This is a genomic window from Inquilinus sp. Marseille-Q2685 (genome assembly GCF_916619195.1).
In the GTDB taxonomy this organism is placed as follows: domain Bacteria; phylum Pseudomonadota; class Alphaproteobacteria; order DSM-16000; family Inquilinaceae; genus Inquilinus.
Window position 1 is genome coordinate 299,943 of record NZ_CAKAKL010000001.1, and the last position, 24,261, is coordinate 324,203.

At 69.4% G+C, this 24,261-nt stretch carries 22 protein-coding genes; 8 read left to right on the top strand and 14 right to left on the bottom strand.

From position 1 onward, the window contains the following. Positions 1-8: 8 nt before the first annotated feature. Both LG391_RS01415 and LG391_RS01420 read right to left on the bottom strand, forming a co-directional pair. Positions 9-1,070, bottom strand: coding sequence for a hypothetical protein (locus LG391_RS01415; RefSeq protein ID WP_225765185.1), 1,062 nt, complete (start codon positions 1,068-1,070; stop codon positions 9-11). Positions 1,071-1,079: 9 nt separating this feature from the next. Beyond that, entirely contained in the window at positions 1,080-2,183 is a 1,104-nt protein-coding gene (locus LG391_RS01420; protein ID WP_225765195.1) for an SPFH domain-containing protein, read from the bottom strand. A gap of 82 nt (positions 2,184-2,265) precedes the next feature. Here LG391_RS01420 and LG391_RS01425 point away from each other — a divergent pair, with 82 nt between their 5' ends. Next, positions 2,266-2,751, top strand: a complete 486-nt coding sequence (locus LG391_RS01425; protein WP_225765197.1) for a GNAT family N-acetyltransferase — start codon at positions 2,266-2,268, stop codon at positions 2,749-2,751. Positions 2,752-2,787: 36 nt separating this feature from the next. Here LG391_RS01425 and LG391_RS01430 read toward each other — a convergent pair whose 3' ends face one another. Continuing rightward, on the bottom strand, positions 2,788-4,149 hold the full coding sequence (locus LG391_RS01430) for a glycosyltransferase (RefSeq protein WP_225765199.1): 1,362 nt from the start codon (positions 4,147-4,149) through the stop codon (positions 2,788-2,790). Positions 4,150-4,566: 417 nt separating this feature from the next. Between LG391_RS01430 and LG391_RS01435 the strand changes: the two genes are divergently transcribed. Continuing rightward, on the top strand, positions 4,567-5,502 hold the full coding sequence (locus LG391_RS01435) for a 2-hydroxyacid dehydrogenase (RefSeq protein ID WP_225765201.1): 936 nt from the start codon (positions 4,567-4,569) through the stop codon (positions 5,500-5,502). Between the two features lie 31 nt (positions 5,503-5,533). Here LG391_RS01435 and LG391_RS01440 read toward each other — a convergent pair whose 3' ends face one another. The 3 genes from LG391_RS01440 to araD are packed head-to-tail and all read right to left on the bottom strand — an operon-like array spanning position 5,534 to position 9,002. Further along, positions 5,534-6,253, bottom strand: coding sequence for a ribonuclease activity regulator RraA (locus LG391_RS01440; protein ID WP_225765203.1), 720 nt, complete (start codon positions 6,251-6,253; stop codon positions 5,534-5,536). A 24-nt stretch (positions 6,254-6,277) separates the two neighbouring features. Continuing rightward, positions 6,278-7,246: an SMP-30/gluconolactonase/LRE family protein gene (locus LG391_RS01445; protein ID WP_225765205.1), complete on the bottom strand. Its 969-nt coding sequence runs from the start codon at positions 7,244-7,246 to the stop codon at positions 6,278-6,280. 13 nt (positions 7,247-7,259) lie between these two features. After that, positions 7,260-9,002 carry an L-arabinonate dehydratase gene (araD, locus tag LG391_RS01450; protein WP_225765207.1) on the bottom strand — a complete coding sequence of 581 codons (1,743 nt, stop codon included), beginning with the start codon at positions 9,000-9,002 and terminating at the stop codon, positions 7,260-7,262. A gap of 136 nt (positions 9,003-9,138) precedes the next feature. Here araD and LG391_RS01455 point away from each other — a divergent pair, with 136 nt between their 5' ends. Continuing rightward, positions 9,139-9,825 (top strand): GntR family transcriptional regulator, encoded by a 687-nt coding sequence (locus tag LG391_RS01455; protein ID WP_225765209.1) that lies wholly within the window; start codon positions 9,139-9,141, stop codon positions 9,823-9,825. A 9-nt stretch (positions 9,826-9,834) separates the two neighbouring features. Here the strand turns inward: LG391_RS01455 and LG391_RS01460 are convergent, their stop codons facing one another. From LG391_RS01460 to LG391_RS01480, 5 genes are all read right to left on the bottom strand, one after another. Further along, positions 9,835-10,755, bottom strand: a complete 921-nt coding sequence (locus LG391_RS01460; RefSeq protein ID WP_225765211.1) for an SMP-30/gluconolactonase/LRE family protein — start codon at positions 10,753-10,755, stop codon at positions 9,835-9,837. Positions 10,756-10,877: 122 nt separating this feature from the next. Next, positions 10,878-11,828: an ABC transporter permease gene (locus tag LG391_RS01465; protein WP_225765213.1), complete on the bottom strand. Its 951-nt coding sequence runs from the start codon at positions 11,826-11,828 to the stop codon at positions 10,878-10,880. Positions 11,829-11,838: 10 nt separating this feature from the next. Next, on the bottom strand, positions 11,839-12,900 hold the full coding sequence (locus tag LG391_RS01470) for an ABC transporter permease (protein ID WP_225765216.1): 1,062 nt from the start codon (positions 12,898-12,900) through the stop codon (positions 11,839-11,841). Beyond that, a complete protein-coding gene (locus LG391_RS01475) occupies positions 12,897-14,447 on the bottom strand; it encodes a sugar ABC transporter ATP-binding protein (RefSeq protein WP_225765226.1) in 1,551 nt (516 codons plus the stop codon). The genes LG391_RS01470 and LG391_RS01475 overlap by 4 nt, the downstream gene beginning before the upstream one ends. 17 nt (positions 14,448-14,464) lie before the next feature. Further along, entirely contained in the window at positions 14,465-15,595 is a 1,131-nt protein-coding gene (locus LG391_RS01480; protein WP_225765246.1) for a sugar ABC transporter substrate-binding protein, read from the bottom strand. Between the two features lie 245 nt (positions 15,596-15,840). Between LG391_RS01480 and LG391_RS01485 the strand changes: the two genes are divergently transcribed. Both LG391_RS01485 and LG391_RS01490 read left to right on the top strand, forming a co-directional pair. Further along, positions 15,841-17,370, top strand: coding sequence for a UxaA family hydrolase (locus tag LG391_RS01485; protein ID WP_225765248.1), 1,530 nt, complete (start codon positions 15,841-15,843; stop codon positions 17,368-17,370). A 43-nt stretch (positions 17,371-17,413) separates the two neighbouring features. Further along, complete coding sequence (locus LG391_RS01490) at positions 17,414-18,586, top strand: fumarylacetoacetate hydrolase family protein (RefSeq protein WP_225765250.1); 1,173 nt, start codon at positions 17,414-17,416, stop codon at positions 18,584-18,586. 124 nt (positions 18,587-18,710) lie between these two features. Here the strand turns inward: LG391_RS01490 and LG391_RS01495 are convergent, their stop codons facing one another. The 3 genes from LG391_RS01495 to LG391_RS01505 form a co-directional block, all read right to left on the bottom strand. Further along, on the bottom strand, positions 18,711-19,478 hold the full coding sequence (locus LG391_RS01495) for an enoyl-CoA hydratase-related protein (RefSeq protein WP_225765252.1): 768 nt from the start codon (positions 19,476-19,478) through the stop codon (positions 18,711-18,713). 64 nt (positions 19,479-19,542) lie between these two features. Further along, positions 19,543-20,745 (bottom strand): TIGR03862 family flavoprotein, encoded by a 1,203-nt coding sequence (locus LG391_RS01500; RefSeq protein WP_225765254.1) that lies wholly within the window; start codon positions 20,743-20,745, stop codon positions 19,543-19,545. Positions 20,746-20,780: 35 nt separating this feature from the next. Beyond that, a complete protein-coding gene (locus LG391_RS01505; protein ID WP_225765256.1) occupies positions 20,781-21,470 on the bottom strand; it encodes a FadR/GntR family transcriptional regulator in 690 nt (229 codons plus the stop codon). A 176-nt stretch (positions 21,471-21,646) separates the two neighbouring features. Between LG391_RS01505 and LG391_RS01510 the strand changes: the two genes are divergently transcribed. Genes LG391_RS01510 through LG391_RS01520 form a run of 3 tightly spaced genes read left to right on the top strand, consistent with a single transcriptional unit; the run spans position 21,647 to position 24,260 of the window. Then, complete coding sequence (locus LG391_RS01510) at positions 21,647-22,642, top strand: ABC transporter substrate-binding protein (RefSeq protein ID WP_225765266.1); 996 nt, start codon at positions 21,647-21,649, stop codon at positions 22,640-22,642. Next, the gene (locus LG391_RS01515; protein WP_225765276.1) at positions 22,639-23,448 is read left to right on the top strand and encodes an ABC transporter permease; all 810 of its coding nucleotides are present in this window, start codon (positions 22,639-22,641) and stop codon (positions 23,446-23,448) included. Before LG391_RS01510 ends, LG391_RS01515 begins: the two co-directional genes overlap by 4 nt. Then, positions 23,445-24,260, top strand: coding sequence for an ABC transporter ATP-binding protein (locus tag LG391_RS01520; RefSeq protein WP_225765278.1), 816 nt, complete (start codon positions 23,445-23,447; stop codon positions 24,258-24,260). The genes LG391_RS01515 and LG391_RS01520 overlap by 4 nt, the downstream gene beginning before the upstream one ends. The last annotated feature ends 1 nt before the right edge of the window (position 24,261 follow it).

Below are 24,261 nucleotides of genomic sequence, written 5' to 3' on the forward strand. Positions count from 1 at the left end.
AGCGGCGATCACTGCTGGCCGTAAAGGCTCGCGAACAGGATGGCGAGGATGACCGCGCCCAGCACGGCGAGGCCGATCTTGATCCAGCTCCATGGCCGCTGGCCCTGCACCTCGCCGGTGCGGCCGTTGACCACGAAGCTGTAGGTCCGGCCGCCATAGCGGAAGCTGTTCAGCCAGACCGGCAGCAGCACATGCTTGAAGGTCACCCCGGCGTAGTCGGTCTGCAGCGAGCTGATCATCTGCTGGTCGCCGCCGATATCGCCGCGGACATCGCCACGGATCACCGACTCCATCTTCGCCTTCGCCGTTTCGAAGCCGTCGGCCAGGCTAACCTGATAGTGCTGGGCCCCGAAGCCGCGCAGATAGCGCCCGTCATAGGGCACCAGCGCGCCCAGGTCCCACGGCTCCAGCCGGTCCAGATAGTCCTTCGGCAGCGACCGGCTGGCCGCCACTGCGACATCGTCGAAATCGCGCGCGACCCGGCCGCTGCAGGGCGTCCAGCGCGTCTCGGCCACCGTCCGCGTCTGGTTGCCGTCGCGGACCGTCCGCACGACGGTGATGCCGCGCCGGCCGGTATAGTCGCTCCGTGTCGCGGCGTCGAAGGTCCAGTAGGGCACATACATGCCGATGAAGCCGTTGTCGGCCTTGGCCAGGCGCTTCACGTCGCCGGGCGCGAACCACAGCCCGGACAGCCAGGCCTCGTATCTCGCCCGCGCCGCCTTGGCGTCGAAGCCGAAGGGCAGCACCGCGCCGGGCCGCAGATGGGTGAGGGTGCGCGGCTCCAGCACGATCGGCGTGCCGCAGAACGGACAGCGCGAGGCCTGGATGGCGGGGTCCAGCTGGAACTCCGCGGCGCAGCGCCTGCACGAGACGATCGACACCGTCTCGGTCGGCGCCTGCTGCTCCGCCTCCGCCAGGCCGGCCGCGTAGTCGATCTCGGCGACGGTCGTCCAGGGCGAGGCCTCGATCGGGTTCTCATGCCCGCAATAGGGGCATTTCAGCACGCTGGTTCCGGGCGCGTATTCGAGCTGCGCGCCGCAGGACGCGCAGGTGAAGGCCATGTCCGCCATGATCCGGGATCAGGCGGGGGGCAGCGGCGGCGGCTGGTCGGCGAACAGCGCGGCCAGCCCGGCAACCTCGCCGGCCCTGGTCCAGTTCGCCATGCCCTGGATCCAGACCAGGCTCTCGCGGGTCAGGCGGCCGTCGCGCACCAGCCCCTGCAGCTCGGCGGCCGGGAACGGGCCGGCCTGCTTGCCGTCGATGGCGACGTGCCAGGCCTCGGACCCCGGCAAGGGCGGCGGGGCCGAGCCCGTCGCCGGCTGGGCGCCCTGCTGCACGGCGGCGCCCATGGCCGCGGCAAGGCCGCCGCCCGTGGCCATGCCGATGCCGATTCCGGCGGCCCCGCCCGGATTCTCCGCCGCCGCCTTGATCGCCTCGGCGGTCTGGTACTGGGTGTAGCGGCCGAGATCGCCGACCACGCCCATGCTGCTGCGACGGTCCAGCGCCTTCTCCACCTCCTCGGGCAGCGAGACGTTCTCGACCAGCAGCGTCGCGACCTCCAGGCCGTAGGCGTCGAACTCCGGCTGGATCGCGTCGCGGATGACCTTGCCGAGCTGGTCGTAGTTGGCCGACAGGTCCAGCACCGGGATGTTCGACTTCGCCACCGCGCCGGCGAAGCTGGTGACGATCAGGTTGCGCAGCTGGTCGGTGATCTCGTCGGTGGTGAAGCGGCCGTCGGTGCCGGCGATCTCGCGGATGAAGGCGGCGGGGTCCTTGACCCGGATGGCGTAGGTGCCGAAGGCGCGCAGCCGCACCGGCCCGAACTCCGGGTCGCGCAGCATCACCGGGTTCATCGTGCCCCATTTCAGGTCGGTGAACCGCTTGGTGTTGAGGAAATACACCTCGGCCTTGAACGGGCTCTCGAAGCCGTATTTCCAGCCCTGCAGCGTCGACAGGATCGGCAGGTTCCTGGTCTCCAGCCGAACCATCCCCGGCTGGAAGACGTCGGCGATCTGGCCCTCGTTGACGAAGACGGCGACCTGGCTCTCGCGCACCGTCAGCTGGGCGCCGTACTTGATCTCGTTGTTGTGCCGCTCGAACCGGTAGACGATGGTGTCCTGGGTGTCATCGGTCCATTCGATGATGTCGATGAATTCGCCGGCAATCTTGTCCCACAGGGCCATGGTCCCCTCCATCCGCGGCCCTCATGGGCCGGATCGCGCGCGGACGATACTATCAGCTTGGGACGGAAAAGAGGCGGGGCGGATGGCCGAGGTGACGGTGCGGCCGGCGGGGCCGGACGATCGCGCAGCGCTGCAGGCGGCGCTGGTCGACATGCAGGAGTACGAGCGGGCGCTGCACGACACGCGGCTGCCCGGCAGCGAGACGGCGCAGCCCTATCTCGACTGGCTCGAAGGCCATGCGGCGGCGCGCGGGGGCGTGATCCTGGTCGCGGTGTCGGCCGAGGGCGAGCTCGCCGGCTTCTCCGCCTGCTGGGTGCAGCAGGACGACCTGATCTCGGAGACCGCGGATTCGAACCGCTTCGGCTATGTCTCGGACGTCTACACCGCGCCGGCCTGGCGCGGCCACGGCATCGCCGGACGGTTGCTGTCGGCGATCGAGGCGCATCTGCGCGGCACCGGCGTGGTGCGCATGCGGATCGGCGCCCTGGCGAACAACGACAGCGCCGTCCGCGCCTACCGCAAGCACGGCTTCGAGCCCTACGAGATGGTGCTGGAGAAGCGGCTGTAGAGCGGGCCGGGGAGAATCTCGGCCCCTCTCTCGAGGTCAGCTGCGGGTGTGCGGCTGCGACGCCCGGGCCGCCGGCGGCGCCAGCTTCACGCCGGGCATGGTGCGGGGCAGGGCGCGGGGGTCGAGCCGCAGGTCGTAGCGCTCGGCCAGGAGCGCGGTGCCCATGATCAGGAGGCCGGTGCCGGACACGACCAGGAACGGCAGGTACCAGGCGAGGTCGGTCAGCACCATGCCGAGCAGCACTGTGCCGGCCGCCGTCTCGGGGATGCCGCTGCCGGCGCCGCTGCGATAGCCCGACCGGCGCGAGCTGCCCTTCTTCGGCGTGCGCACGAAGCCGCTGCGCCGCCCGATGAAGGCCTCGATCACGCCCATCGAGTTCGACAGCGACAGGCCGGCGTTCAGCGCCATCGTGGCAAGCATGTCCATCACGGCCTGGCCCAGCCGCTCCCGCCGCACGGCGCAGCGGCCGGAGACCAGGAAGGCGGCGGTGCCGGAGATGCCAAGCACGGTCGAGACCACGCCCAGCACGGTCAGCGCCACCGGCTGGTCGAAGCCGACGGCAAGGAACATCAGCGTGTTCACCATCGCCAGCGCGCCCAGCGGGTAGAACAGGCACTGCAGCAGCTGCAGGCTGACCGCGACCTTGGTCTTGGGCGGGAAGGTGGAGCGCCAGATCGTCGGCAAGAGCTTGCAGGCGACCTGGGCGAAGCCCTTGGTCCAGCGGAACTGCTGCACCCGCCAGGCGGCGATGGACGACGGCAGCTCGCCCGGCACGGTGATGTCGGACAGGTAGCGGGCGCGCCAGCCCTTGAGATGGGCGCGCAGGCTGAGGTCGAGGTCCTCGGTCAGCGTGTCGGCCTTCCAGCCGCCGGCATCCTCGATCGCGGCGCGGCGCCAGATGCCGCAGGTGCCGTTGAAGGGCAGGGGCAGGCCGGTCATGCTGCGGGCCGGCTGCTCGACACCGAAATGCGCGTCCAGCATCAGCGTCTGGGCGCGGGTCAGGCGGTTCTCGTCGCCGTTCAGATGCTCCCAGCGGCCCTGCACGAAGGCCAGGCGCTTGTCGTTCTCCAGCACGCCGACGGTGCGGCGCAGGAAGTCCGGCCGCGGGATGAAGTCGGCGTCGAAGACCGCGACATAGGGGTGGTCGGTGACGGCCAGCCCGGCGTGCAGCGCCCCGGCCTTGAAGCCGGTGCGGTCGGTCCGGTGCAGCCGGTGGGCGTCGATGCCCGCGGCGCGCAGCTCCTGCACCGCCGCCTCGGCGATCTCGCGGGTCTCGTCGATGCTGTCGTCGAGCAGCTGGATCGTCAGCTTGTCCTGCGGCCAGTCGAGCGCGGCGGCGGCGCCGAGGATACGGCGCACCACATGCCGCTCGTTGAACACCGGAATCTGGATCAGCACCCTGGGCAGGTCAGCGTCCGGGGTTGGAGCCGTCCCCTGATTCGGCAGGCTCTGCCCCTGCGACTGATGCCGCCAGAAGGTGACTGCGAGCCAGAGGAGATTGCAGGACAGGAGGCACAATAGCGTCAGCGCGATGGCCAGTAGACCGTATACGCTGAACTCGAAGATCTCCAAGGGGGTCAAGATGGCCCGGCCTTTTCTTGCGTATATTCAGAACTCACAACAGCCGACTCATGTCGTTGTTCCGTCAGTGTACCGTATCGGTACCGTCGCGACATCAAGCGCAGCGGAACGTGGCGCCAGCATGGCAGGCATGGGACGGCTGCGAAATCCGTCGCCGGAAGGCCTTGAATCGTCGGACTTGTACGATAGGCTGGGCGCCGGCCCGCCGAACCGGGACCGCAAGAGGAAACCGCCATGACCAAACCCGTCGTCCTCGCTCTGGCCGGCCTGATGCCGGGCCCCTTCGCCGAGTTGGAGGCGAACTGCACCGTGCACCGGCTGTGGGAGGCCGAGGATCGCGAGGCGCTGATCAAGCGCGTGGCGCCGGAGGTCCGCGGCATCGTCACCGGCCCGGGCGTCTCGGCGGAGTTCATGGATCGGTTCCCGGCGCTGGAGATCATCGGCAATTTCGGCGTCGGCTACGACAAGGTCGACACCGCCCATGCCAAGGCGCGCGGCGTCCGCGTCACCAACACGCCCGGCGTGCTCGACGACGAGGTGGCGGATCTCGGCCTCTTGCTGATGCTGGCGACGGCGCGGCGGCTCTGCGTCGGCGACCGCTTCGTCCGCGCCGGCAAATGGACCCAGGGCGGTCTTCCGCTGGCCCGCAGCCTGCGCGGCAAGCGCCTCGGCGTGGTTGGCATGGGCCGGATCGGCCAGGCAGTGGCGGAGCGGGCGAAGGTCTTTGGCCTGTCGATCGCCTGGCACGGGCCGCGGGCGAAGCCGGAGATCGACCATCCCTACTATCCGGACCTGGTGGCCCTGGCCCGCGACAGCGACGTGCTGGTGCTGTGCTGCCCGGGCGGCGCCGCGACGCACCACATCGTCAACCGCGCGGTGATCGAGGCGCTGGGACCCGAGGGCATCCTGGTCAACATCGCCCGCGGCACGGTGGTGGACGAGCCGGAGATGGTCTCGGCTCTGGTCGACGGCCGCCTAGGCGCCGCCGGGCTCGACGTGTTCGAGCACGAGCCGGCGGTGCCGGAGGCGCTCTACAAGCTCGACAACGTGGTGCTGCAGCCGCATGTCGGCAGCGCCACGGTCGAGACCCGCAACGCCATGGCCGACCTCGTCGTCCGCAACATCCTGGCCCATTTCGGCGGCCAGCCGCTGCTGACCCCGGTGGTGTGAAGGGGAGAGGGCGTTTCGCCCCCTGTCCCGGCTACCGTCCGTTCGCCTTGCGCCAAGCGGCGAAGTCGATCTTCGTCTGCTCCTCGGTCGCCGGATAGAGGCCGAGGATTGAGCGGCCTTTCATCACCTCCTCGGTGACGAAGTCCTCGAAGGCGGTCATCTCGACCGCCTCGTCGGCGATCTCGTCGGCGATGTTCGCCGGGATCACCACCACGCCCTCGCCGTCGCCGACCACCACGTCACCCGGGAACACCGGCACGTCGCCGCAGCCGATCGGCACGTTGATGTCCAGCGCCTGGTGGCGGGTCAGGTTGGTCGGGGCTGCCGGGCGGTTGTGATAGGCGGGGATGCCGAGCTTCGCGATCTCCGGCGAATCGCGGAAGCCGCCATCGGTGACCACGCCGGCGACGCCGCGCTTCATCAGCCGCGCCACCAGGATCGACCCGGCCGAGGCGGCGCGCGGGTCCTTGCGGCTGTCGATGACGAAGACGGCTCCGGGCGGGCAGTCCTCGACCGCCTTGCGCTGCGGATGGGCGCGGTCCTGGAACACGCTGATCGGGTTCAGGTCCTCGCGCGCCGGGATGTAGCGCAGGGTGAAGGCCTCGCCGACCATCGGCCCGGCCGACGGGTTCAGCGGGTGCACGTCCTGGATGAACTGGTTGCGCAGCCCGCGCTTGAACAGCGCAGTGGTCAGGGTGGCGGTGCTGACGGTCTTCAGCTTGTCCCGGGTCTCGGGCTTCAATCCGGTCATTCGATCATCCTCGTTGGGTTCCGGTCAGCCGCCGACGGCACCTTGCGTGCCGACATAGAGGGCATAGACGGACTGGCTGGAGGCCATGAACAGGCGGTTGCGCATCTCGCCGCCGAAGCACAGGTTGGCGCAGCGCTCGGGCAGGGCGATCCGGCCGATCGGCTTGCCTTCGGGGTTGAAGATCATCACCCCGTCCAGCTCGTCGCTGCCCATGCCCCAGCCGCACCAGAGATTGCCGTCGACATCGACGCGCATGCCGTCCGGGGTGCCGGGGCCGGCATCGATCGCCACCCGCCGGTTGGCGATGCGCCGGCCGCCGTCGACGACGTCGTAGGCGACGATCAGCCGGTTCGGCACGGCGCGGGATTCGACGAGATAGAGGATCTTTTCGTCGGGCGAGAAGCACAGGCCGTTCGGCCCCTTGACGTCCTCGGCGATGACGGCAAGCGCCCCCGTCTCCCCATCGATCCGGTAGACGTTGCCGGGCAGCTCCGGCTCCGCCTTGCGGCCCTCGTAGTTGCCGGTGATGCCGAAGGGCGGGTCGGTGAACCAGACCGACCCGTCGGACTTCACCACGACGTCGTTGGGTGAGTTAAGCCTCTTGCCGTCGAAGCCGTCGGCCAGCACGGTGATGGTGCCGTCATGTTCGGTGCGGGTGACGCGGCGGCCGAGATGCTCGCAGGTCACCAGCCGCCCCTGGCGGTCCCGCGTGTTGCCGTTGGCGTTGTTGGAGGGCTTGCGGAAGGCGCTGACCGCCCCGGTCTCCTCGTCCCATTTCAGGATCCGGTTGTTCGGGATGTCGCTCCACAGCAGGGCGCGGCGGTCGCCGAACCAGACCGGCCCCTCGGCCCAGCGGCAGCCAGTGGCGATGCGTTCCACCGCGGCGCTGAAGATCCGGTACGGCGTGAAGCTGGGGTCCAGCACCTCCACCGCCGGGTCGGGATACCGGGACGAGGGCGTCCAGCCGCCCCGGATCTCATCCTGTCCGTTCATCGCCGGTCCTCTCTCAGAAGATGTCAGGCTCGCCCACCGGGGCGCCGAAAGAGGTCTCGAGGAAGTCGAAGTCGCAGCCCTCATGCGCCTGGCGAATGTGGCGGTTGAACATCCAGCCATAGCCGCGCTCGAAGCGGGGCTGCGGCGGCTGCAGCTCGGCCCGGCGGCGCGCCAGTTCCTCCTCCGGCACCTCCATGTCGATGCGGCGGGCGGCGACGTCGAGCGTGACGATATCGCCGGTGCGCAGCAGCGCCAGCGGGCCGCCGACATAGGATTCGGGCGAGACATGCAGGATGCAGGCGCCGTAGCTGGTGCCGCTCATCCGCGCGTCGGAGATGCGGACCATGTCGCGCACGCCCTGCTTCACCAGCTTTTTCGGGATCGGCAGCATGCCCCATTCCGGCATGCCGGGGCCGCCCTGCGGCCCGGCGTTGCGCAGCACCAGCACATGGTCGGCGGTGACGTCCAGGTCGTCGCTGTCGATCGCCGCCTTCATCGACGGATAGTCGTCGAACACCAGGGCCGGGCCGCTGTGCTTCAGGAAGCGCGGCTCGCAGGCGCTGGGCTTGATGACGCAGCCATCCGGCGACAGGTTGCCGCGCAGCACCGCCAGAGCGCCCTCGGCATAGAGCGGGTTGTCGAGCGGCCGGATCACGTCCTCGTTATAGATCTCGGCATGGGCGATGTTGTCGCCCAGCGTCCGGCCGCTGACGGTCAGCGCATCGAGCTTCAGGTGGTCGCGCAGCCGCGTCATCAGCGCCGGCAGGCCGCCGGCGTAGAAGAAGTCCTCCATCAGGTACTGGTCGCCGCTGGGCCGGACATTGGCGATCACCGGCACCACCCGGCTGGCGGCGTCGAAATCGTCCAGCGAGATATCGGCGCCGGCCCGCCGCGCCATGGCGACCAGATGGATGATGGCGTTGGTCGAGCAGCCCATCGCCATCGCCACCACGATCGCGTTCTCGAAGGCGGCGCGGATCTGGATCCGGGCCGGGACCAAGTCCTCCCACACCATCTCGACGATGCGCCGGCCGCAGGCGGAGGACATGCGGATATGGCCGGCGTCGGCGGCCGGGATCGAGGAGGCGCCGGGCAGGGTCATGCCGATCGCCTCGGCGATCGCGGTCATGGTGCTGGCCGTGCCCATGGTCATGCAGTGGCCGTAGCTGCGGGCGATGCCGCCTTCGATGTCCAGCCAGTCCTGGTCGCTGATGTTGCCGGCCCGGCGCTCGTCCCAGAACTTCCAGGCGTCGGAGCCGGAGCCCAGCACCTTGCCCTTCCAGTTGCCGCGCAGCATCGGCCCTGCCGGCAGGTAGATCGCCGGCAGCCCGGCGCTGGTCGCGCCCATCAGCAAGCCGGGGGTGGTCTTGTCGCAGCCGCCCAGCAGCACCGCGCCGTCGACGGGGTGGGACCGCAGCAGCTCCTCCACCTCCATCGCCAGCATGTTGCGATACAGCATCGTGGTCGGCTTGACGTAGCTCTCCGACAGCGACAGCGCCGGCAGCTCGATCGGGAAGCCGCCCGCCTGCAGCACCCCGCGCTTCACATCCTCGACCCGATGCCTGAAATGAGCGTGGCAGGGGTTGGCGTCGGACCAGGTGTTGATCAGCGCGATCACCGGCCGGCCGACCCAGTCCTCGGGCCCGTAGCCCATCTGCATGGCGCGGGAGCGGTGGCCGAAGGAGCGCAGATCGTCGGGCGCGAACCAGCGGGCGCTGCGGAGGGTCTCGGGCGTCTTGCGGCGGATATCGGTCATGGCTCGCTGCCGTCTGGAGAGGATCGGTGGCTGGGCAGGATGGACTCGGGTCAGCAACACTAATGCATTAGTGCACCGACATCCAGGCAGGTATGATGCGGCCTTGGCAAAGAAGCGAACGAGGACCTTTCGCAGCATGACCGTCACGGCGATCCAGCTCGACCGCGCCCGTCAGGCGGCGCCGCAGGTCTATGAGCGGCTGCGCGAGCAGATCATCGCGCTGACCCTGGCGCCGGGCTCGGTGCTGGCGCGCAACGAGCTGATGGTACAGTTCGGGGTCAGCCAGACGCCGATCCGCGACGCCCTGCTGCGCTTGGCGGAGGAGGGGCTGGTCGACATCTTCCCGCAGCACGCCACGGTGGTTAGCCCGATCGATCTGGCGGCGGCGCGTCAGGCGCATTTCCTGCGTCGGTCGGTGGAGCTCGAGGTAGTGCGGACCCTGGCGCTGCGCGCGGACCGGTCCTTCGTGGCGCCGCTGCGGACGCTGATCGCCCGCCAGCGGGCCATGCTCGATGCCGAGGATTTCGAGGCCTTCGCCGAGACCGACCAGTTGCTGCACCGCCAGCTCTGCGAGGCGGCGGAGGTGTCCGGCCTGTGGACGCTGATCCGCAGCCGCAGCGGCCACCTCGACCGGCTGCGGCGGCTGCACCTGCCGGTGCCGGGCAAGGCCCAGTCGATCCTGAATGACCACGCCCGCATCCTCGACGCCATCGCCGCGGGCGACGCCGATGGGGCGCAGGAGGCGCTGCGGCAGCACCTGTCCGGGACCCTGGCGCAGGTCGATGAGATCCGGGCGCGGTTTCCGGATTATGTCAGGGGCTAAGGCAGCGGCTTACGGCGTCTGCACGCCCCGCGTGTTCAAGTAGACCGCCCGCAGCGAGGTGGTGGAGCAGATGAACAAGCGGTTCTTCTTCAGGCCGCCGAAGCAGACATTGGCCACCACCTCCGGCACCTTGATCTTGCCGATCAGCGTGCCGTCCGGGGCGTAGCAATGCACGCCGTCGCCGGCGCTGGTCCAGATGTTGCCGTGATGGTCGATGCGGAAGCCGTCGAACAGGCCGAAGGTGCATTCGGCGAAGACCTCGCCGCCGGCCAGCGTGCCGTCGTCGCGCACCTGGAAGCGGCGGATGTGCTTCGGCCCGTCCGGGTCGTGGCTGGCGCCGGTGTCGGCGACGTAGAGCAGCTTCTCGTCCGGCGAGAAGGCGATGCCGTTGGGCTTATCGAAATCGGTCGCGACGGTCTTCAGCGTCCCCGACCTCGGATCGAAGCGGTAGACGTGGCAGCCGTCCTGCTCGATCTCGGACTGGTGGCCTTCGTATTCCGACAGGATGCCGTAGGGCGGGTCGGTGAACCACACCGTGTCGTCCGACTTCACCACCACGTCGTTCGGCGAGTTCAGGCGCTTGCCGTTGTGGCTGTCGGCCAGGACGGTGACCCGGCCGTCATATTCGGTGCGGCTGACCCGGCGGCCGCCATGCTCGCAGGACACCAGGCGGCCCTGGCGGTCGCGGGTGTGGCCGTTGGTGTAGTTCGACGGATTGCGGAAGACGCTGACGCTGCCGTCGGTCTCGTCCCAGCGCATGATCCGGTTGTTCGGGATGTCGCTCCACAGCAGGTAGCGGCCGTCTCCGAACCAGACCGGCCCTTCCGACCAGCGCAGCCCGATGTCGCTGGCCAGCACGTCGATATGGACATTGCCCATGACATAGCTCGCGAAGCGCTTGTCCAGCACCTCGAAACAGGGATCGAGCATCCTGGTTCCTCCCTTGGCCCGGCTTGGCCGGGCAGCCGATTGATCGGACATAACTGGCCGGAGTGTTGCGCCCCACCCAAGGACCCGTCAACGATTCGGCAGATGAAAAATCGGCCAGACTCTCAGGCCGCCGACCGGCCGCCGCGCCCGTACAGCACCAGCATCAGGATGATCACCAGCCCGTAGATGATCTGGCGCCCGGCCTCCGGCATCTGCATCACCGACAGCACGCTCTGCAGCAGCACGATCAGGATGGTGCCGACCACGGTTCCGGCATAGCGGCCCTGGCCGCCCAGGATATTGGTGCCGCCGATCACCACCGCGGCGATGGCCGGCAGCAGATAGGGGTCGCCCATCGCCTGATAGGCCTTGCTGGAATAGCCGGCCAGCAGGATGCCGGCCATCGCCGAGCACAGCCCGCACAGGGTGAAGGCGCCGAGGATGACCAGCCGGGTGTTGACGCCGGACAGGTAAGCCGCGGCCTCGCGGTTGCCGATGGCGTAGATGTAGCGGCCCATCGGCGTGCGGGTCAGCAGAAAGACGATGCCGAGCGACAGCAGGGCCCAGACGAACACCGCCATCGGGATTCCCAGCAGCTCGGCCTTGGCCAGGAACTGCATCGGCGGCGTCGCCATGGTGGTCGGCGAGAAGCCGCCGGTCAGCATCACCATCAGCCCGCGCAGCACGGTGTTGACCCCGAGGGTGAAGATCATCGACGGCACGCGCAGGAAGGCGATCCCGAGCCCGTTGAACAGCCCGACCAGGGCGCCGACGGCGAGGCCGACCGGGATCGCCTCCGTCCCGCCGACCGCGGTCGCCAGCATGGCAGAGGCGGCGATGGTCCAGGGCACCGACAGGTCGATATGGCCCATCAGGATCACCAGCATCATCCCGGCGGCGACGACGCCGAGGAAGGAGGCGACCTTGAGCTGCTGCAGCAGATAGGCAGGCGACAGGAAGGTGGCCGTGCCCTGGGTGATCGCGGTGTAGGCGGTGCCGGCCGCGAGGATCAGGATCACGAAGCCGCAGGCCACCAGGATCGGCCGGTCGATGGAGCGGAGATAGGCTTGCATCGGTCCTCCGCTACCCGAACAGCTGCAGGCGGTTCCTGACCGTGAACACCCGGGCGGCGCCCAGCGAGACCGCGGCCAGCAGGATGATGCCCTCGAACAGCGGCTGCAGCAGCGGGTTGGCCAGGAAGCCGACAAGGCTGTCCTCCGGTACCACGCGGAAGCAGAAAGAGATGGCGCGCAGCACCATCACGCCGATGATCGAGGCGACGGCGCCGCCCGACCCGCCGAACAGCGACGTGCCGCCGATCACCACCGCGGCGATCGAATTGAGGGTGTAGGCGCCGGCCATCGGCATGTCGGCATTGCCGCTGCCGGTCTGCAGCGCCAGGTAGATCCCGGCGATCGCGGCAAACAGCCCGGCCAGGGTGAAGGCGGCCAGCTTCGACCGGTCGATGGCGACGCCGGACATGAAGGCCGCCTGCTCGGACGACCCGATGGCGTAGCAGCCGCGCCCGGTCACCGAGTTCTTGAACGGCAGCCAGACCAGCAGCACCACCAGCACGATCAGGATCACCGGCACCGGGATGGACTGGATCGCCTGGAACCAGCCCGGCAGGTCGCCGCCCCACCAGCCATAGGTGTCGGCCACGTCGAACAGCGTGTTGGTGGCGGCCCAGGACAGGTCGCTGTCGACTGCGCCGCCGGGCGTCGGCCGCAGGAACAGGGCGATGCCGATCAGCACCGCGCCGGTGGCCAGGGTCGCGATGATCGGCTGGATCCGGCCATACACGACCAGGGCCCCGTTGATGAACCCGGCCAGCAGCCCGGCGCAGAGGCACAGCAGGATGCCCAGCGCCAGGTCCCAGCCGCTGCCGGTCAGCAGATGCGACGCCAGACAGTTCACCATCGTCATCAGCGGGCCGACGGACAGGTCCAGCCCGCCCAGCAGCACCGGCACGGTCTGGGCCATCGCCACCAGCGCCAAGGTGAAGGTCTCGTTGGCGTTCTGGACGATCAGGTCGGCGCTGCCGCCGCGCGGATGCTGGTAGGAGTAGAGGCCGTAGAACAGCACGAACAGGGTAATGGCCAGCAGCAGGCCGCCTTGGCGTGACATGCGGAGGAGGGTGGTCATGCCGGCACCGCCTCCGCCGCCCGGCCGTTGGTCTCGAGGTTGAGGGCGCTGGCCACGATGTTGGTCTCGGTGATCGCGTCGCCCTCCAGCGTCCGGATCACCCGGCCGCCGTAAAGGATCAGCACCCGGTCGCAGCAGCCGATCAGCTCGTCATAGTCGGTCGAATAGAACAGGATTGAGGTGCCGGCGGCCGCGAGGTCGTGCAGCAGCTGGTAGATCTCCTGCTTGGTGCCGACATCGATGCCGCGGGTGGGGTCGTTCAGCAGCACGATGCGGGCTTCGGTCAGCAGCCATCTGGCGATCGCCACCTTCTGTTGGTTGCCGCCGGACAGGGTGCCGACGGCCGCGTCGGCCGAGCCGATCTTGATCCGCAGCGCCTCGACCATGCGGGCGATGCTGTCGCTTTCGCGCTTGCGGTCGATGACGCCGCTCCTGGCCATGCCGCCCAGCGCCGCCAGGGTGATGTTCTCGCCGACCGACATCGGCAGCAGCAGCCCCTCGGTCTTGCGGTCCTCCGGGATCAGCGCCATGCGGATGCCGGCACTCTTGGCCTTGCTCGGGCTGCCGATCCGCACCGGCCGGCCGTCGACCAGCACGCTGCCCTCGACCCCGCGCAGCACGCCGAACAGGGCCAGCAGCAGCTCGCGCTGCCCCTGGCCGTCCAGCCCGCCGAGGCCGACAATCTCGCCGTGGCCGACGGTCAGCGAGATATCGGCCAGGCGCTGGCCCCAGCGCAGGCCGCGGATCTCCAGCACCGGCGGCGGCGCCCCGGTCCGGACCGGCTTGGGCGGATAGGCGTTGTGGATCTCGCGGCCGATCAGCATCCGCACCACCTCGTCGTCGGTCCGCGTTCCGGCCGGGAAGGTGTCGATGTGCCGGCCGTTGCGGAACACCGAGCAGGTATCGCACAGCGCCTTGATCTCCGGCATGCGGTGGGAGATGTAGAGGATCCCCAGCCCCTCCCGGCGCAGCTGGTGCAGCAGAGCATAGACCTTCTCGACATCCGCCGCGGTCAGGGCCGAGGTCGCCTCGTCGAGAATCAGCAGGCGCGGGTCGCGCCCCAGCGCCTTGGCGATCTCGACCATCTGCCGGCGCGACAGGGGGAGGGCCTTGACCGGAAGCCGCGGGTCGATGTCGGCGCAGCCGATCCGGGCCAGCAGTTCCTCCGCCCGCCGCCTCTGGGCCTTGCGGTCGATCAGGCCGAGGCGCCGGGGCGGTCGCGTGATGCAGATGTTGTCCGCCACCGACAGATCCGGCAGCAGCGACAGCTCCTGGAACACGCAGACGACGCCGGCCGCGTTCGCCGCCTGCGGCGAGGCGAAGCTGGCCGGCCGCCCGTCGATCAGCATCTCGCCGGCGCTGGGCTGGACCACCCCGGCGATGATCTTGATCAGCGTGCTCTTGCCGGCCCCGTTCTCGCCCAGGACCCCGTGGATCGACCCGGCCCGGGCCGCGAACTCCACCTCGCGCAGCGCGTGCACGCCGCCGTAATGCTTGCTGACCCCGGTCAGGCGCACCAGCGGTGGCGTGTCCGCGGCGACGGTCATTGCCGACGCCACCGCGCTTACTTGTTCTCGGCGTTCTGGGCCATGATCTGCGGTGCCGTGAAGGTGATGCCGCAGGGTTCGAATGCGTTCGGCGCGAAGAAGTCGACTGTCAGGTTCGACCAGTAGTTCTCGCCGTCCTTCAGCGTCTTGTAGTCCGCGACCGGGATCGGGATCGACACCATCTGCGGCATCGTCTCGCCCTTCAGCGCGGCGATCGCCGCCTTGGTGGCGATGGCGACGAGGGCCGGGGACTGGCCGTAGGACAGGCCTTTCAGCCCCTTGTCCTGGTATTGGGCGATCTGCTGGCGGAACAGGTTCTCGCCCTCGCCGGCCATCGGCACGAAGGGATGCTTGGCGTCGATCAGCGCCTGCACCGTGCCGTTTGACCCGCCCTGGGTGAAGATGCCGTCGAAATGGCCGTGCACCGCCAGTGCGTCGGCCGTGGCCTTCTGCGAATCGCCCGGTGCCCAGTTGCCGACCACCTCGACGATCTCGAAGGCCTTGCCCGAGTCCTTCATTGTCTTCTGGAAGCCCTCGTGCCGGTCGCGGTCGACCGAGTTGCCGGGCAGGCCGCGCACCTCGAGGATCTTGCCGCCGTTGGGGATGTGGTCGATCAGGAATTTGGCCGACATCACGCCCATCTCGGTCTGGTCCTCGTTGATCTGCATCACCTCGGTTGTGTCGAGGACGTTGTCGAACGGGACCAGCACGACGTTCTTGCGGTTGGCCAGCTTGATCACCCGGTCGAAGCCGGTCGGGCTGACCGCGATGGTGATGATGGCGTCGAAGCCCTGGTTGATGAAGTCCTCGATCGCGCCCAGCTGTGCCGCGGCGTCGGTGCCGGTGGAGACGACCTTGAACTCCTTGATGTCCTTGGCGACGTCCGGCAGGGCGGCATAGGCCTTGGCGGTCTGGATCATCTGGATGCGCCAGATGTTGCCGACGAAGCCGTTGACCAGCGCGATGCGGTACGGCCCCGGCCGCGCGTCCCATTTGAAGAACTTGGTGTCTTTGCTCCAGGGCGCGAAGCATTGGGGCAGATAGCCCGGCCCGTCCACGGTCTTCGGCGCGGCGGCCGCGGGCGCCGTCAGGGCCGCGGTGGAGAGAATGACAGCCGCGGCGACCGCGGCGAAACGGTGAAGCAGCATCCGGTCCTCCCTGAATGGGTCTGTTGCCCGCGAACGATTCAAACTCGTCCGACATTTCATTCGGCATGATGTTGCGCTGATCTCCCCTTATCGTCAATTCATCAGACCGAATGAACCGACCGGACCATCCCTTCCGGCCGATGCCGTTCCCATCTCTTCAGGAGGATGGCGCGGTCCAAAAGTCCGACGTAAAGTAGCGGCCGCCCAAGATCCGCCAGGCAAGCCCAAGAACGCGTGCGAAACCGATGCCCAGCCCCAGCCTCTTCATCCGCCTGAACCGCGACGACAACGTCGTCCTCGCCCGCGCCGACATCACGCCGGGCACGCCGATCCCCGAGGAAGGCGTCACCACCGCCGGCCACATCCCGGCCGGCCACAAGATGGCGACCCGGCCGATCGCGCAGGGCGAGCCGATCCGCCGCTACAACCAGATCATCGGCTTCGCCACCGAGGCGATCGGCACCGGCGAGCATGTCCATGTCCACAACTGCGCCATGGGCGATTTCGAGCGCGACTACGCCTTCTGCGCCGACGCCAAGCCGACCGACTACGTGCCGGAGGCCGAGCGCGCCACCTTCCAAGGTTACCGCCGGGCCAATGGCCGGGTCGGCACCCGCAACTACATCGGCATCCTGTCCTCGGTGAACTGCTCGGCCACCACCAGCCGGATGATCGCCGCGCATTTCGAACGCTCCGGCGTGCTGGAGCAGTTCCCGAACGTCGACGGCGTGGTCGCAATCACCCATTCGACCGGCTGCGGCATGGCGGATTCGGGCGAAGGCTACGACAACCTGCAGCGAACCCTCTGGGGCTATGCTCGCAACCCGAACTTCGCGGGCGTGCTGATGATCGGGCTGGGCTGCGAGGTCAACCAGATCGATTTCCTGCTCGACGCCTACCAGATCGAGCGTGGGCCGCTGTTCCAGACCATGAACATCCAGAACCTCGGCGGCACTCGCAAGACGGTCGACCACTGCATCGCCAGGGTGATGGAGATGCTGCCCGAGGCGGACAAGGCGCGGCGCGAGACCGTGCCGGCCAGCGAGCTGATGGTGGCGCTGCAATGCGGAGGCTCCGACGGCTATTCCGGCATCTCGGCCAATCCGGCGCTGGGCGCCGCCGTCGACCTTCTGGTCCGCCACGGCGGCAGCGCCGTGCTGTCGGAGACGCCGGAAATCTACGGCGCCGAGCACCTCCTGACCCGCCGCGCAGTCAACCGGCAGGTCGGCGAGAAGCTGATCGCCCGGATCAAGTGGTGGGAAGGCTACACCGCCCGCAACGGCGGCGAGATGAACAACAACCCGTCGCCCGGCAACAAGCGCGGCGGCCTGACCACGATCCTGGAGAAGTCGCTGGGCGCCGCGGCCAAGGGTGGCACCACCAACCTGGTCGAGGTCTACAAATACGCCGAGCAGATGACGGCCAAGGGCTTCGTGTTCATGGACACGCCCGGCTACGACCCGGCCTCGGCCACCGGCCAGGTGGCAGGCGGCGCGCAGATCGTCTGCTTCACCACCGGCCGCGGCTCGGTCTCCGGCTTCAAGCCGGCGCCCTGCATCAAGGTCGCCACCAACTCCACCATGTACCGGCACATGGAGGAAGACATGGACATCAACTGCGGCACCATCATCGACGGCGACGAGACCATCGAGCAGGCCGGCCGCCGGATCTTCGAGAAATTCCTGGCCGTCGCCTCGGGCGAGCAGACCAAGAGCGAGGCCCAGGGCTTCGGCGACAACGAGTTCGTGCCCTGGCAGATCGGGGCGGTGATGTGACGGCGGGAACGCCGGACGAGAAGAGAAGCGGGAAGGGACACCCATGAAGGAGTACATCTCGGTCGCGGCCTGCCTGCCGGCAGATGCCGACCGCGCCACCCTGGTCGGCCGGGTCTGGCTGCCGCAGGTCGAAGGGCCGGCGGTGGTGGCGCTGCGCAACGGCCAGGTGATCGACATCACCAAGGCCGCGCCGACCATCTCCGACCTGATCTCGGCCGCCGATCCGGCTGCGCTCGCCAAGGCCGACGGCGCGGTCGTGTGCAGCGTCGCCGACCTGCTGGCCAATGCCGACGAGACCACGCGCGATCCGTCGAAGCCCTGGCCGCTGGCGCCGGTCGACCTGCAGGCGGTGAAGGCGGCGGGCGTCACCTTCGTCGCCTCGATGCTGGAGCGGGTGATCGAGGAGCAGGCGCGCGGAGACGCCACCAAGGCCGACGCCATCCGTCAGCGCATCGTCTCGATCATCGGCGACGACCTGGCCGCGGTGCGCCCCGGCTCGGCCGACGCGCAGCGGATCAAGGACGTGCTGCTGTCGCAGAATGCCTGGTCGCAGTATCTCGAGGTCGGCATCGGCCCGGACGCCGAGATCTTCACCAAGAGCCAGCCGATGTCCTCGGTCGGCCTCGGCGCCGAGATCGGCATCCACCCGGTCTCGACCTGGAACAACCCGGAGCCCGAGGTGGTTCTGGTGGTGGCGCCGAGCGGCAAGGTCGTCGGTGCGACGCTCGGCAACGACGTCAACCTGCGCGACCTCGAGGGCCGCAGCGCGCTCCTGCTCGGCAAGGCCAAGGACAACAACGCCTCCTGCGCCATCGGCCCCTTCATCCGGCTGTTCGACGGCGGCTTCGGCATCGACGACATCCGCAAGGCCGACCTGTCGATGGCGGTGCACGGGCCGGAGGGCTACACGCTCCAGGGCCACAGCTCGATCTCCAAGATCAGCCGCGACCCGCTCGACCTCGCCGGCCAGATGCTGGGTCCGAACCACCAGTATCCGGACGGGGCGGTGCTGTTCCTCGGCACCATGTTCGCGCCGACCGACGACCGCGACGCGCCGGGCATGGGCTTCACCCACAAGATCGGCGACATCGTCACCATCTCGACCCCGAGCCTGGGCACGCTGGTCAATCGGGTGAACCACAGCGACAAGATCGCGCCCTGGACCTTCGGCGCTCGGGCGCTGATGGCCAGCCTGGTGAAGCGCGGGCTGCTGTAGTCGCCGATACACCGTCATGGCGAGCCCCGAAGGGGCGTGGCCATCCAGTGGTCCCGGCCCCTGGATCGCCACGCCGGCTTCGCCGGCTCGCGATGACGAAGAGATCAAGCCTCAGGGGTATTGGTCACCCGAACCGGCTGAAATCCGGCTTCCGCTTCTCCAGGAAGGCGGTGAAGGCCTCTCGAGCTTCGGCGGATTTCAGCTGGGCGCCGAAAGCTTCGACCTCGCGGGTCATGGCCTCGCGCACCGCCGCCTCCTGCGGTCCGCGCAGCAGCGCCTTGGTCTGGCGGAGCGCGGCCGGAGGCAGGGCTGCGAGGTGGGCGGCGGCGGCATCGAGCTCGGCGTCCAGCGTCTCGTCGGCCACCAGCTTGGTGATCAGCCCGGCAGCGAAGGCGGCGTCGGCGTCGAAGCCCTCGCCGGTCAGGAGCCACCAGGACGCCTTCAGCCGGCCGACAGCGGCCGGCAGCAGCAGCGAGGACGCGGCCTCCGGCACCAGGCCGAGCTGGATGAATGGCAGCTGGAACCGGGCGGTCGCCGAGGCCAGCACCACGTCGCAATGCAGCAGCAGGGTGGTGCCGATGCCGATCGCGGCGCCACGCACCCCGGCCACCAGCGGCTTCGGGAAGGTGGAGAGGGCGTCGAGGAAGTCGACGATCGGCGTCAGCCCGGATTCGCCGCCGGCCGCCAGGAAGTCGGCGATGTCGTTGCCGGCCGAGAAATCCTCGCCGCCGCGGATCACCGCGACGCGCGCCGCCGGGTCCTCGGCCGCCGCCTTCAGCGCGGCGGTCATCGCCTCGTACATGGCGAGGCTGATGGCATTCTTCTTCTCCGGCCGGTTCAGCCGGATGGTCAGGACCGATCCCTTGGCTTCGGTCAGGACGGGATCGGTCATGGCGCTGTCTCCCACGAGCTTCGGAGCGCCACGGTAGAGAGGCGGATGCGGTCCTGTCGAGGGGTCAGGGACGGCCCAGCACCCCGCGGGCGGCGGCGACGCCGGTCGCGAAGCAGCCCTGCAGCAGGTAGCCGCCGGTCGGCGCCTCCCAGTCCAGCATCTCGCCGCAGGCGAAGACGCCGGGCAGGGCCTTCAGCTCCAGCGCCGGGGTCAGGGCGTCGAGACGGATGCCGCCGGCGGTGGAGATGGCGCGGTCGAGCGGCCTCAGACCGGTGACCCGCAGCGGGACCGCCTTGATTGCGGCGGCCAGGGCCTCCGGCGTCGCCAGCGCCTCGGGCGCGAAGCCCTCGCGCAGCAGGGAATAGGCCGGGCCGGTCAGCGACAGGGCGCGGCGCAGCCGGTTCGGGGCGCTGTCGCTGCTGCCCGCGCGCGCCAGCCGGTCGGCGATCTCCGCCGCCGTCATGTCGGGACGGAGATCGAGCGCCAGCACCGCGCCGCCGTCGCGCGCGATCGCCTCGCGCAGCCCGGCCCCCAGCGCGTAGACGGCGCCGCCCTCCAGGCCGGTGGCGGCGATCATGGCCTCGCCGCGCACGGTGCGGCCGGCGAAGGTCAGGGCGATGCGCTTCAAGGGGGTGCCGGCGAAGCGGTCGCGCAGCTGCGGCGACCAGGCGATCTCGACTCCGGCATTGGCCGGAAGCAGCGGCGCGACGGCGACGCCGCGCGCCGCCAGGACCGGCACCCAGCCGCCGTCGCCGCCGAGCCGCGGCCAGCTGGCGCCGCCCAAGGCCAGGATGGTGGCGTCGGCCTTCGCCTCGAACTCCCCATCCGGCCCGCGCAGCACCGGCCGGTTGCCGGTGGTCAGGCCGGTCCAGTCGTGCCGGTTGCGGACCTCGACGCCGAGCTGCGCCAGCCGGCCCAGCCAGGCGCGGAGCAGGGGAGAGGCTTTCAGGCTCTCCGGGAACACCCGGCCGCTGGAGCCGACGAAGGTCGGGACGCCGAGATCCAGGCTCCAGGCCCGCAGGTCGTCGGGCGTGAAGGCGCGGACCAGCGGCTCCATCCAGCCCTGGGCCGCGCCGTAGCGGGCGACGAAGCGGTCGAGCGGCTCGGAATGGGTCAGGTTCAGCCCGCCGCGCCCGGCCATCAGGAACTTCCGCCCGACCGTCGGCATGCGGTCGTAGACGGTGACGCGCCGCCCGGCCTCGGCCAGGCGCTGCGCGGCAATCAGCCCGGCGGGGCCGCCGCCGATGATGGTGATGGTCTGAGGCAAGGGCAGGATCCGGACCGTGGCCCGCCAGTCTCTACTCAATCGTCGTGATGCGCTTCAAGCAGCTTGCGTTCGACCGACCGCAGATGCCGGCGCATGGCCCGCCCGGCAGCCTCCAGGTCGCGCTCGGCGATCGCCTCGACGATGGCGTCGTGCTCGGCGAAGCTGTGATGGTCGGCCGGCGGCCGGGGGATGTCGGCGCGCAGCCGGCCCCAGACCACCGTCCGCCGCACCGTGTTCAGGAGATCGAACAGCGCCACCAGAACCGTGTTCCGGGTCGCCTCGGCGATCAGGCGGTGCAACTGGTTGTCCAGCGTCTCGTATTGCCGCCAGCTCTCCGCGGTGCGGGTCTTGGCGATCACCACGCGCATCTTGCGCAGATCCTCGGCCGAGGCGTGCAGCGCCGCCTCCTGCGCGATCTGCGGCTCGACCAGAAGGCGCGCCCGCATCACCGCGGCGGGGGAGGTGCGGGACGCGATCGCGGCGGCGTCGTCGACCTCCTCGATCGGACGCGAGCCGAGGAAGGTGCCCTTGCCGACATGGCGCCAGATCTGGCCGTCTGCCTCCAGCGCCGCGAGGCCCTTGCGCAGCTCGCCGCGGGAGATGCCGAGCGTCTCGCACAGCTCGCGCTCGGGCGGCAGCCTTCCGTCGGACGGCAGGGCCTGCTGGGCCAGATAGGCGCGGAGCTGGGTGAGGGCGCCTTGGCCCTGGTCGTGATCGAGCGACATGGTCAAACCAATTTCCATATTGGTTTAGGCTTACCCAGTTTCGGCCGGTGCGGTCAAGCTGAGGATTGACCGGAAATCCGCCAGCTGCTAACCAATGGTAAATTGGTTAAAGAATAATTCGGGAATTGGTCAAAGCGCGGGCGCGCAAGCCCGCCGGTTCGAGGGAGGAGAGAGCCATGCCGTGCCTTGCCACCCGAGTCACCCGCCGCGCCGCAATCCTGTTCGCCCTGCTGCTGGCGATGCCGCTGTCCGCCAGGGCGGCGGATCCGGTCCGGGTCGCCTTCGGCGACATCCCGTCGGTCGAGAGCCTGAACTTCCTGATCGCGATCGAGCGCACCCGCGCCCGCGGCGTCCCGATCGAGCTGACCTTCTTCAAATCCGAGGACATCGCCGCCCAGGCCGTGGTCAGCGGCCAGGCCGATATCGGCGTCGGCACGCCCTACGCGCTGCTGCAGAAGGTCGGCGCGCCGATCCGGCTGTTCTTCCAGATGAGCACGCTGCGCTTCTACCCGGTGGTGAACACCGAGTTCTACCAGGACTGGAAGGACCTGGACGGCCAGGAGGTGGCGGTGCATTCCCGCGGCTCCGGCACCGAGGCGATCATGATGCTGATGGCCCAGCGCAACGGCATCAAATACGGCAAGGTCAGCTACGTGCCGGGATCGGAGGTCCGCACCGGCGCCCTGCTGCAGGGCGCGGTGAAGGCGACGATCGTCGACGCCGCCGGCTGGCGCCTGCTGCAGGAGAAGGGCGGCGGCAAGTTCAAGCTGCTGGAGGTCGGCGACGTCCAGGCCACCGACGAGGCGCTGTTCGCCAACACCGAATTCCTGGAGACCAACGCCGAGGCCGCCGGAATCCTGGCCGAGGAGCTGCTGAACACCTGGCGCGAGATCGCCGCCAACCCGGCCGTCGTCGGCGACTTGCGCAAGACCCACAAGCTGCTGGCTGATCTGCCGGCCGAGCTCGAGCCCGAGGTCGTGCCGTTCTACCAGGACGCCGTGGCCGCCGGGATGTATCCGCTGAACGGCGGCGACGAGGCGGCGGTGAAGGACGATTTCGCCTTCTACGCCGTCGCCGGCCAGCTGCAGGGCGACCCCGCCACGCTCAAGGTCGAGGATTTCTGGACCTTCGCGCCGCTGAACAAGGCGCTGGAGAAGGTCGGCCGGAAATGACGGGCGCCGCCGTCGCCGAAGCCGAGCGGAGGGGCAGCGTCCTTACCGCCCTGGCTGCCGACCCGCTGTTCTGGCGCCTCGCCTCCGTCGTCGTGCTGTGCGGCGGGTGGGAAATCGCGGGCCGCATCCCGGTCAACTACGCGCTGCCGTCCTTCAGCGCCACCGCCGCGGCCTTCTGGCGGCTGCTGGCCGACGGCAGCCTGGCGACAGCCTATCTCGACACGCTGCAGCCGCTGTTGCTGGGCCTCGTGATCTCCGCCGTCGCCGGGGTTGGCTGCGGCGTCGCCATGGGGCTGAACCGCAGCCTGGAATGGGCCGGGGCGCCGATCTTCATCGTCATGCAGGCGGCGCCGATGGCGGCGCTGATCCCGCTGACCACCTTCGTCTACGGCATCGGCCTGACCGCCAAGGTCATCGCCGTGGTGATGCTGGCCCTGCCGGTGATCGTGCTGAACAGCTACCAGGCGGTGCGTCATGTCGGGCCGTCGCTGGCCGACATGGCCCGGTCCTTCATGGCCACCCGGCGGCAGATCGTGCGCAAGATCGTGATCCCGGACGCCAGCCCGATGATCTTCGCCGGCCTCAGGCTCGGCATATCGGCCGGCTTCATCGGCGTGGTCCTGGCCGAGCTGCTGATCACCCCGACCGGGATCGGCGACCTGATCACCTATCACCGCTCGGTCGCCGACTATCCGGAGATGTACGCGACCATCGCCTCCATCATCCTCTTCGCCGCGGTGACCGTGGGGGCGCTGCAGCGGCTCGAGGTCGCCCTGTTCCGGCCGGAAAAGCGAGGACAGCCATGAGCAAGAGCAGCGCCGCCATGCCATTGCCCCGCGATCAGGTCGTGGCGGAACCGGCCGAGCCCGCGGTCGAGGTCCGCGGCATCGTCAAGCGCTATGGCACCCAGGTCGTGGCCCTCGACGGCATCTCTCTGGCCTTCCGCGAGGGCGAGCTGACCAGCCTCCTGGGCCCGTCCGGCTGCGGCAAGACCACGCTCCTGAAGATCATCGCCGGGCTGATGGAGCCGACCGCGGGCGAGGTGCTGGTCCGCGGCCGCGCCGTGGCCGGGCCGGGGCCGGACCGCGCCTTCGTGTTCCAGGACTTCGCCCTGATGCCCTGGGCCACGGTGCTGCGCAACGTCGCCTTCGGGCTGGAGCTGAAGGGCGTGGCCCGGGCCGAGCGCGAGGAGACGGCGCGCCGGCACATCGCCCGGGTCGGCCTCGCCGGCTTCGAGAACCGCTATCCGCACCAGCTGTCCGGCGGCATGCGCCAGCGCGTCGGCCTGGCCCGGGCGCTGGCGGTCGACGCCGAGGTGCTGCTGATGGACGAGCCGTTCAGCGCCGTCGACGAGCAGACCCGCCGCAAGTTCCAGGAGGACCTGCTGGCGCTGTGCCGCGAGGAGCGCAAGACCTTCATCGTCGTCACCCATTCGATCGAGGAGGCGGTCTACCTCTCCGACCGCATCGTCCTCCTGTCGCCGCGGCCCGGCCGGGTGTCGGAGATCGTGGTGCCGGAGATCCCGCGCCAGGGCACGCCCGACGAGATCCGCCGCGACTCCGCCTATATCGACACGGTCGAGGACATCTGGCGCGGCCTGCGGCGCTATGTGGAGTAGG